At 64.6% G+C, this 285-nt stretch carries 1 protein-coding gene; it reads left to right on the top strand.

Annotated features, from left to right (window positions below; translation table 11 throughout):
- Position 1: 1 nt before the first annotated feature.
- The coding region (locus IB277_RS37745; RefSeq protein ID WP_246812929.1) for an ATP-binding protein at positions 2–285 on the top strand (284 nt) is incomplete at its 3' end.

The raw sequence follows: 285 nt of genomic DNA, 5'->3' as shown, positions 1-285 counted from the left end.
CATGCGTCATGATCCTGCCAGCGCGGCCGTCGTCATCATGCTGCGCAGCCTGAAGATGTATGGCATGGCCCAGGCCGTCACGGACCTGATCGAGCAAGGGGCTCCGGCCTTCGACGCGGCCGTGCCGGTCCTGTCCCAGTTGCTGAAAGCCGAAATGGCCGAGCGCGAGGTTCGATCCATCGCCTATCACATGAAGGCTGCCCGCTTCCCGGCCTACAAGGACCTCTCCGGCTTCGACTTCGCCGCCAGCGAGATCAACGAAGCGACCGTGCGCCAGTTGCACCG

Origin of the sequence: Ensifer sp. ENS07, from assembly GCF_014852185.1 — a bacterium.
Lineage (GTDB): Bacteria > Pseudomonadota > Alphaproteobacteria > Rhizobiales > Rhizobiaceae > Ensifer > Ensifer adhaerens.
The sequence above is the reverse complement of the archived record's forward strand: the minus strand, read 5'-3'. Positions and strand labels throughout refer to the sequence as shown.